5 protein-coding genes and 1 rRNA gene are annotated in these 7,527 nt (G+C 62.8%); 3 read left to right on the forward strand and 3 right to left on the reverse strand.

The genetic code is table 11. The features are described 5' to 3' along the window. Positions 1–301 precede the first annotated feature (301 nt). A 5S ribosomal RNA gene (rrf, locus tag ASF04_RS12960) occupies positions 302–414 on the forward strand. Between the two features lie 66 nt (positions 415–480). Here rrf and ASF04_RS12965 read toward each other — a convergent pair. The 3 genes from ASF04_RS12965 to ASF04_RS12975 form a co-directional block, all read right to left on the reverse strand. After that, positions 481–2,091 (reverse strand): GDYXXLXY domain-containing protein, encoded by a 1,611-nt coding sequence (locus ASF04_RS12965; RefSeq protein ID WP_056142185.1) that lies wholly within the window; start codon positions 2,089–2,091, stop codon positions 481–483. Next, on the reverse strand, positions 2,088–3,059 hold the full coding sequence (locus ASF04_RS12970) for a DUF2157 domain-containing protein (protein ID WP_056142188.1): 972 nt from the start codon (positions 3,057–3,059) through the stop codon (positions 2,088–2,090). The genes ASF04_RS12965 and ASF04_RS12970 overlap by 4 nt, the downstream gene beginning before the upstream one ends. A 62-nt stretch (positions 3,060–3,121) precedes the next feature. Continuing rightward, entirely contained in the window at positions 3,122–5,248 is a 2,127-nt protein-coding gene (locus tag ASF04_RS12975; protein WP_056142191.1) for a TonB-dependent receptor, read from the reverse strand. A 210-nt stretch (positions 5,249–5,458) separates the two neighbouring features. On the opposite strand from ASF04_RS12975, the gene adh reads away from it, so the two are divergent. Both adh and ASF04_RS12985 read left to right on the forward strand, forming a co-directional pair. Further along, positions 5,459–6,979, forward strand: a complete 1,521-nt coding sequence (gene adh, locus ASF04_RS12980) for an aldehyde dehydrogenase (RefSeq protein WP_056142197.1) — start codon at positions 5,459–5,461, stop codon at positions 6,977–6,979. A gap of 9 nt (positions 6,980–6,988) precedes the next feature. Beyond that, on the forward strand, positions 6,989–7,378 hold the full coding sequence (locus ASF04_RS12985) for a DUF779 domain-containing protein (RefSeq protein WP_056142192.1): 390 nt from the start codon (positions 6,989–6,991) through the stop codon (positions 7,376–7,378). Positions 7,379–7,527 lie beyond the last annotated feature (149 nt).

Raw genomic sequence — 7,527 nt, forward strand, 5'->3', positions numbered from 1 at the left:
CCCTTCCCATCCCGAACAGGACCGTGAAACGACTTTGCGCCGATGATAGTGCTGCAACCAGTGTGAAAGTAGGTTATCGTCAGGCTAGTTATATAGAAACAGCCCCGTTGTGGTGATCCCAAGGTGATCCAGGCGGGGCTTTTTCACCCCTAATTTGTTAAAGCGGCGCGGAAAAAGACGCGACGCCCGTAGTACCGGTCAATGCTTGATGACCATAGCAAGTCGGTCCCACCCCTTCCCATCCCGAACAGGACCGTGAAACGACTTTGCGCCGATGATAGTGCTGCAACCAGTGTGAAAGTAGGNTGACCATAGCAAGTCGGTCCCACCCCTTCCCATCCCGAACAGGACCGTGAAACGACTTTGCGCCGATGATAGTGCTGCAACCAGTGTGAAAGTAGGTTATCGTCAAGCTAGTTATACTTAAAAGCCCCACCGAGCGCGCAACGCTGGTGGGGCTTTTTTCATTCCCGAGCCATTTTATAAGGGCTCCAGATCCGGACCGCGTAGATTGACCAGCAGCGCTCTTCCTTTGCCGTCGATTCTGAATTCCCCGTATTTGGCGCCGCTCCAGCGCTGCGTTTCACCTTCCTTGAAATACCAGGCATCGGTGGCCGGCCGCAAACCACTGCCCGTTTGCAGCAGCTCGATCACGATTTCATCGGCTGCCAGCGCTTGTCCGGTAGCCAGGCCCTGCATGACCGCCACGCCTCGTTCATCGACCTTGGCGATCACCTGTGCGCGGCGCGCGGTTCGCAAATTCTCCACGACTGGCAACTGGAAATTGAGCGTCATGTAGTCGCCCTGCATCAGCGAACGCGGATCGGCCGGCGCCAGGGCGATAAATATCGGGCGACCGCTGCTGATCAGCGCTTGCTTTTGCCAGATCGCCCCGTTGGCCACCACCAGCGTAAGCAACAGCGTGGCGGCAATGCCCGCCAGCTGGGTGCGCGTGGTGGTTAATGCCGGCGATCCAATGCCAGGCGCGGCAATTGGCGGCACGCCGGCGGACTGGCTAACCGTCTGGCTGACTGGGCGACCAAGCCACGCAATCACGCCAACTGCCGCGCCCATGCCGACCATGATCGCGGCCTTGCTGGCCAGCGTCACGTCGAGCTGATAATAAAATGTGCCGATGATCCAGCCTGCTGCCACCGCGCTGGCCACCGCCAGTCGCCAACGACCGCTGCCGACGCAGACTGCCAGTACCAGCAGTGCTGCTCCCAGTCCTGGCACCAGCCAGGACAGTATGGCAAGAATGGCGGCGGCCGCTGCATAACGGGGCGCGCGCAAGACCGTCCAGCGATGGCCGAGCCAGCCGGCGCCCGCGATTGCCATGACGGCGGACAGTGCCTTGACCATGGAATATGACGAATCGGCGGTTGCCCCCGCGTCGCGCACATGGCCGAGCGCCACCGGCGCCAGGAAGGTCGAGCCGGAATCGTAGGCCAGTGCTGCCAACGTGAGCAAAATCCAGCCGTTGGACATGGTCTCGAGCACGATCATCTTGTGTGCGCGCCGGCGCGACGGCGCATGGCTGTCGGCAAGGAAGACGGCGATCAGCCACAGCACCAACGCCAACTGGATACCGGCCCAAAGGTGGAATTGCCCGGAACTTTGATGCGGCGTGTTCATCAAGATGAAAATCGCGCCGGCCAGCGCACCGAACAACACGCGCAACCAGTGCTGCGGTACCAGCCACGCCGTGCCGATCACGATCACCAGCAGCAACCCTTCGGCGGCGATATATGGCATGTCGCGCAACAGCCCGAACACCAGCAGCATGCCACCGACCAGCAGCACCGGCAATCCCAGCTGCTCGACAAACGGTGACACCGTGTTCGAGCGCAGCACGCGCACGGCCCCGAACAGAAAGCCGGCGCCAAACACATAGCACAGCACGCCGGTTTCGAGCGCACTGCCGAAGAGCATGAACAACACGGCCAGGAGCGGCACAGCGGCGAGCCAGGCGCCGAGTCCGGTCATCAGCACCACCGGCCATGGCCGTGCCGCTGCCTTGGGCGCGGTGTCGCGGGGGAGAATACCTTGGGCGGTTGCCGTATCGATCAGGTGTTGCAAGCGCTTGCTCATACGATGTGCTCCCCGTGTTGCACGCGCGCCAGGTGGACGATCAGTTTGACGGTGCCGGCCAGCAGGGCGGCGGAGACGCAGCCGATCAGCAGCAGGGCGCCGATTTCATTGCTGCGCACGCCCAGCAGCAGTTGCGCCATGCCGCACACCAGCAGGACGTTGGCGCCCAGGCCCAGCGCGCTGAGCACAAAAAGATCGAACAGGCCGCGCCGGCTGAAGGTGATTGCAAGCCCTGCCATGATCAGCAGCGAGACCGGGTAAAAGCTGCTGTCGCCGGTGGAAAACAGGCTGCGCACCGACATGGTGGCCAGGCCGATGATGGCGTAGATCATGCTCAAGCGCACCGGCCACGCCCCTGCGCCTGTCCATGCGGACGGCGCGAGCTTGAAGAAGAACGCCAGCGCCATGGCCGGTACCCAGGAACCGAGGCTGTCGGCCAGCGAGATCTCGGTATTCCACCACCAGCCGTTGCTGCGCACCTGCGCCAACAGCTGGGCGGCAGTGAGCGCCACGACTACCCACGCCACCCATAGCACGTCATGCCGCACGGCCAGGCACAGTGGCAACGTCAACGCGGCCCATAGCGCAAACAATTGCCAGGGATCGGCGCCGGTCTGGTACGTCTGGCCGAAATAGGCGAACAGGCCGCCGCAGGCGATAAAGCCGAGCACGGCAAAAGGAATGCGGGCGGCCGGCACGCGCCACGCGCCCAGCAAGGTGACCAGCACGGTCGCTTCAAGCAGGGCAAAGCGCGCAGTGCGCGGCAACGCGTCCCAATTGGCGGCTACCCAGAATACGATGCCCAATCCAGCCAGTACCGCTGCCAGTACCGCCATGCCGAACGGCAGGTAGCGCAGCAGCGATGGCGGCGGCGCATCGAGTGCGGCCAGCTCTTTCAGCCGGCGGCCGGCATCGGGCGTCAGGTTGTGGCGGTCGGCCAGCGCAAGTATCGCAACGCGGAGATTCATGGGCATTCCTGAAATTACGGTATGCCCAAGGTTACTCTTTTTTTAACTTCTCCGGTGCGGTCTTAAAACTGGTAAGCCGCGCTCACGCCCAGCAGCCAGTTGCGCTGCGGCGCCGCCTCGTAATAGCGTTTATTGGTATCGCCCACGATCACCGAGCCGACATAGTTTTTGTCGAGCAGGTTGTTCAGGCGCGCGAACTGCTTGAAGCGCCAGCCGTTCCACTGCTGGTTGGCGCTCACGCGCGCGTTGACGATGCCGTAGCCGGGGGCGGCCTGGTCGGCGTTGGCGTCGTCCGCGACAATCTTGCTGGTGGCGATGCCTTCCAGTGCGGCGCCGAAGCGGTCGGCGCTGTCCTTCCACGCCAGCTCGGCATACACATTGGCTTTTGGCACGCCGGGCAGGCGGCTGCCTTCCGGTACGGCGCCAAAGGCCTGGTCGTATGTGGCGCGCAATGCGGTGAGCGCCACGCGGGTACTCAGGCCATATTGCCACGTTGAGTCGAGCGATACTTCGAGTCCCCGCCGCAGCGTCTTGCTGGCGTTGCGGTAGCTGGTACGGCCGCCGCCGCTGCTGTCCACCACCACCTCGTCGCTGGTGCGCACCTGGAAGACGGCGGCATTCAGGCTGGTGCGCTGGTCCAGTTTGGTCTTGATGCCGGTTTCCAGGTGCGTGCTCTGCGCCGGCTTCAGACCGAAGTTGAAGCCGCCCGCGCTGGAGTAAAACAGTTCGTTGAGCGTCGGTGTTTCGAAACCGCGCGCGGCGCTGGCGTACACATTGACCATCGGTGATACCCGGTACAACACGCCCAGCACGGGTGTGGTGTGACTGAATTCGAGGTTGCCGCTGTCGATGCCGTTGCTGGCAAAGCGGTCATCGACCGAGACTTTGACGGTGCTACGGCGCACGCCTGCGCTCAGCATCCAGTCGCCCGCCTGCCATTCCGTCTGCAGGTACGGGTCGAGATTCGATACCACGTCCTGCTCGTCGCGGCGCAACGCGCCTTTCACGCCGAACTGGGGGCCGATGTAGTTCTCGTAGCCCTTGCGGTCGTCGCTGGAGCGGCCATATTCCACGCCGAACGTGGTGCTCAATGTGCCGCCGCCCAACTGACTGACGTGGGTCCAGCTGACATCGGCGCCGTAGAAATCGCGGTCGAAATCGATCACGCCGCCCGAGTGCGTGGCGGGGGCCTGGAACGCGCGCGAGAACGACTGGTACTGGATCACCTGGCGATTACCGCCATAGACCATCACGCGCAAGCGGTCGTCGCCGAATTGCTGTTCCCAGTTGGCGCCGATTTGCTGGTGATCGATGCTTTTGCGGGTGTCGTAGCGATCGGCCAGCGTGCGTTTCGGTGTTTGGGTGTCGGACGCATCGGTCTCGCCGGCGCGCGGATCGCGCTGGTACGTGGCCCACGACACGCCCAGCGGATCTTGCGTGTCTTTCTGGCGCAGGCCGTTGGCGACGATGGTCAGCTTGGCGTTATCGACGGGCGCCAGCGTCAGCTTGGCGAATGCCTGGTCGCGGGTGGCGGCGCTGTGGGCGCGGTAGCCGTCGGTCTCGAAGCGCGACGCGTCGAGCACATAGCCCACCGTGCCTTGCTTGCCCTGGGCATTCACATCTGCCTTGCGGCTGCCGTAGCTGCCGGCACTGACGCTGGTTTCGATGGTGGGCGCGCCTTTGCCATCGCGCGTAAAAAGCTGGATCACGCCGCCCGAGTGGTTGCCGTAGATTGCGGAAAACGGCCCGCGCAGCACTTCGATGCGTTCGGCCATGTCGAGGTTGAAGGTGGCGGCCTGGCCCTGGCCGTCGGGCATGCTGGCCGGGATGCCGTCGGCGATCAGGCGCACGCCGCGCACACCGAAGGTGGACCGGGCGCCGAAGCCGCGCGACGAGATCTGCAAGTCCTGCGCATAGTTCTGGCGGTTCTGCGCCACCAGCCCCGGTACGGCAGCCAATGCTTCGCTCGCGTTCACGCGCGGCTGGCTTTGCTGGATGCGGCCGGCGTCGATTACGTCGATCGAGGCCGGCATGTCGAAGACGGTATGACCGATGCGGGTGGCGCTGACCACCACCACGTCGGCGACCGGCAAGGGCGCCGCTTCCTCCGCCCGGGCGAAGGTGACAGTGGCGCCGCCCAGCGCGACCAGCGCGGCGATGGCGTTCCAGCGAACAGGGTACTGCTGCATAAAGACTCCGGATGGTGTGACAAGTTGCCGCCATCATAAAGTAGCCGTTGCCATCCTGCTCACCGCGCCGCTGCGGTGCGCTGCACCATGACCGCAGCGTGCGCCGCCTACTGCCCAGTTGTGGCAGGGTAGATGTCTCACCGTTTGTACGATCAAGGCAGGACCGTAATTTCCGCATTTTTGATGACATCCAACGAGAAAGAGGACGACATGAATCTGGCAGACATCAGCAAACTTGGCGTAGCCAATCCGTTCAGGCAACGCTACGACAACTACATCGGCGGCAAGTTCGTCGCCCCGGTCAAGGGCGAATATTTCGGCAACATTACGCCGATCACGGGCCAGGTGTTTTGCGAAGTGGCGCGCTCCACGGCCGATGACGTGGAACTGGCGCTGGACGCCGCCCATGCTGCCAAGGTTGCCTGGGGCAAGACCTCGCAAGCCGAGCGTGCCAATATCCTCAACAAGATCGCCGACCGCATGGAAGCCAACCTGGCCGTGCTGGCCACGGCCGAGACCATCGACAACGGCAAGCCGATCCGCGAAACCACCAATGCCGACATCCCGCTGGCGATCGATCACTTCCGGTATTTTGCTGGCTGCATCCGCGCCCAGGAAGGCTCGGTCGCGCAGATCGATTCGGAAACCTATGCGTACCACTTCCACGAGCCGCTGGGCGTGGTCGGCCAGATCATCCCGTGGAATTTTCCGATCCTGATGGCAGTGTGGAAGCTGGCGCCGGCGCTCGCAGCCGGCAATTGCGTGGTGCTGAAACCGGCCGAGCAAACGCCGGCTTCGATCATGGTATTGATCGAGATGATCGGCGACCTGCTGCCGCCAGGCGTGCTCAACATCGTCAACGGCTATGGCCTGGAGGCCGGCAAGCCGCTGGCATCAAACAAGCGCATCGCCAAGATCGCCTTTACCGGAGAAACTGGCACCGGCCGCCTGATCATGCAGTACGCAGCGCAAAACCTGATTCCCGTCACGCTCGAGCTGGGTGGCAAATCGCCCAACATCTTCTTTGCCGACGTGATGGACGCCGACGACGCCTTCTTCGACAAATGCCTGGAAGGCTTTGCCATGTTCGCGCTGAACCAGGGCGAGGTGTGCACGTGCCCGTCGCGCGTGCTGATCGAAGAATCGATCTACGAGCCATTCATCGAACGCGCACTGGCCCGCGTGGCCGCCATCAAGCAGGGCAATCCGCTCGACGCCGGTACCATGCTTGGCGCCCAAGCCTCGCAAGAGCAGCTGGAAAAAATCCTGTCGTACATCGACATCGGCAAGCAGGAGGGCGCCGAGGTACTGGCTGGCGGTGAGCGCAACGTCCAGGGCGGTGATCTGCGGGAAGGGTATTACGTGCGTCCCACGGTGTTCAAGGGCGAGAACAGCATGCGCATTTTCCAGGAAGAGATCTTCGGCCCGGTGGTATCGGTCACCACGTTCAAGGACGAGGAAGACGCGCTGCGCATCGCCAACGATACCTTGTACGGCCTGGGCGCCGGGCTGTGGACGCGCGACGGTTCACGCGCGTTCCGGGTGGGCCGCGCCATCCAGGCGGGCCGCGTGTGGACCAACTGCTACCACCTGTATCCGGCCCATGCCGCGTTCGGCGGTTACAAGCAATCGGGCATCGGCCGCGAGAATCACAAGATGATGCTTGATCACTACCAGCAAACCAAGAACCTGCTGGTGTCGTACAGCCCCAATGCGCTCGGCTTCTTCTAGGGGGCGGCGATGAGCGACGCCATCGCAAGGGTAACGGCCACCCCGGCAGCGCGCGAGATGCTGGCCACGCTGCGCGCACGGCATGGCCCGCTGATGTTTTTCCAGTCGGGCGGCTGTTGCGATGGCAGCGCACCGATGTGCTACGCGGCCGGCGAGTTTGCCATCTCCGATACCGATGTGTTTTTGGGCGAACTCGAGGGTGCACCGTTCTACATGGGTAGCGAGCAATTCGCCTACTGGGAACATACGCAGTTGCTCATCGACGTGGTCGATGGCAACGGCGGCATGTTCTCACTCGATAACGGCACCGGCCGGCGCTTTCTCACCAGGTCGCGCCTGTTCACGGACGAGGAGTTGGCGCAATTGGCTCCGGCGTCCAGGGGACCGGTTGAGGCGTAGTTTTACAGCCTTCAAAAAATACTTGCCGACGGGGCGGATGCTTGGCTATAATTCGCCCCCTCGCAGAACACCGCATGCAAATGCAGAGTGAAGCGAAGGTAAAAAAGTACGGAAAAGAAGGTTGACGAAACAAGCTAAACGCTTCATAC

The sequence above is a fragment of the Duganella sp. Leaf61 genome, from assembly GCF_001421905.1.
In the GTDB taxonomy this organism is placed as follows: domain Bacteria; phylum Pseudomonadota; class Gammaproteobacteria; order Burkholderiales; family Burkholderiaceae_D; genus Rugamonas; species Rugamonas zoogloeoides.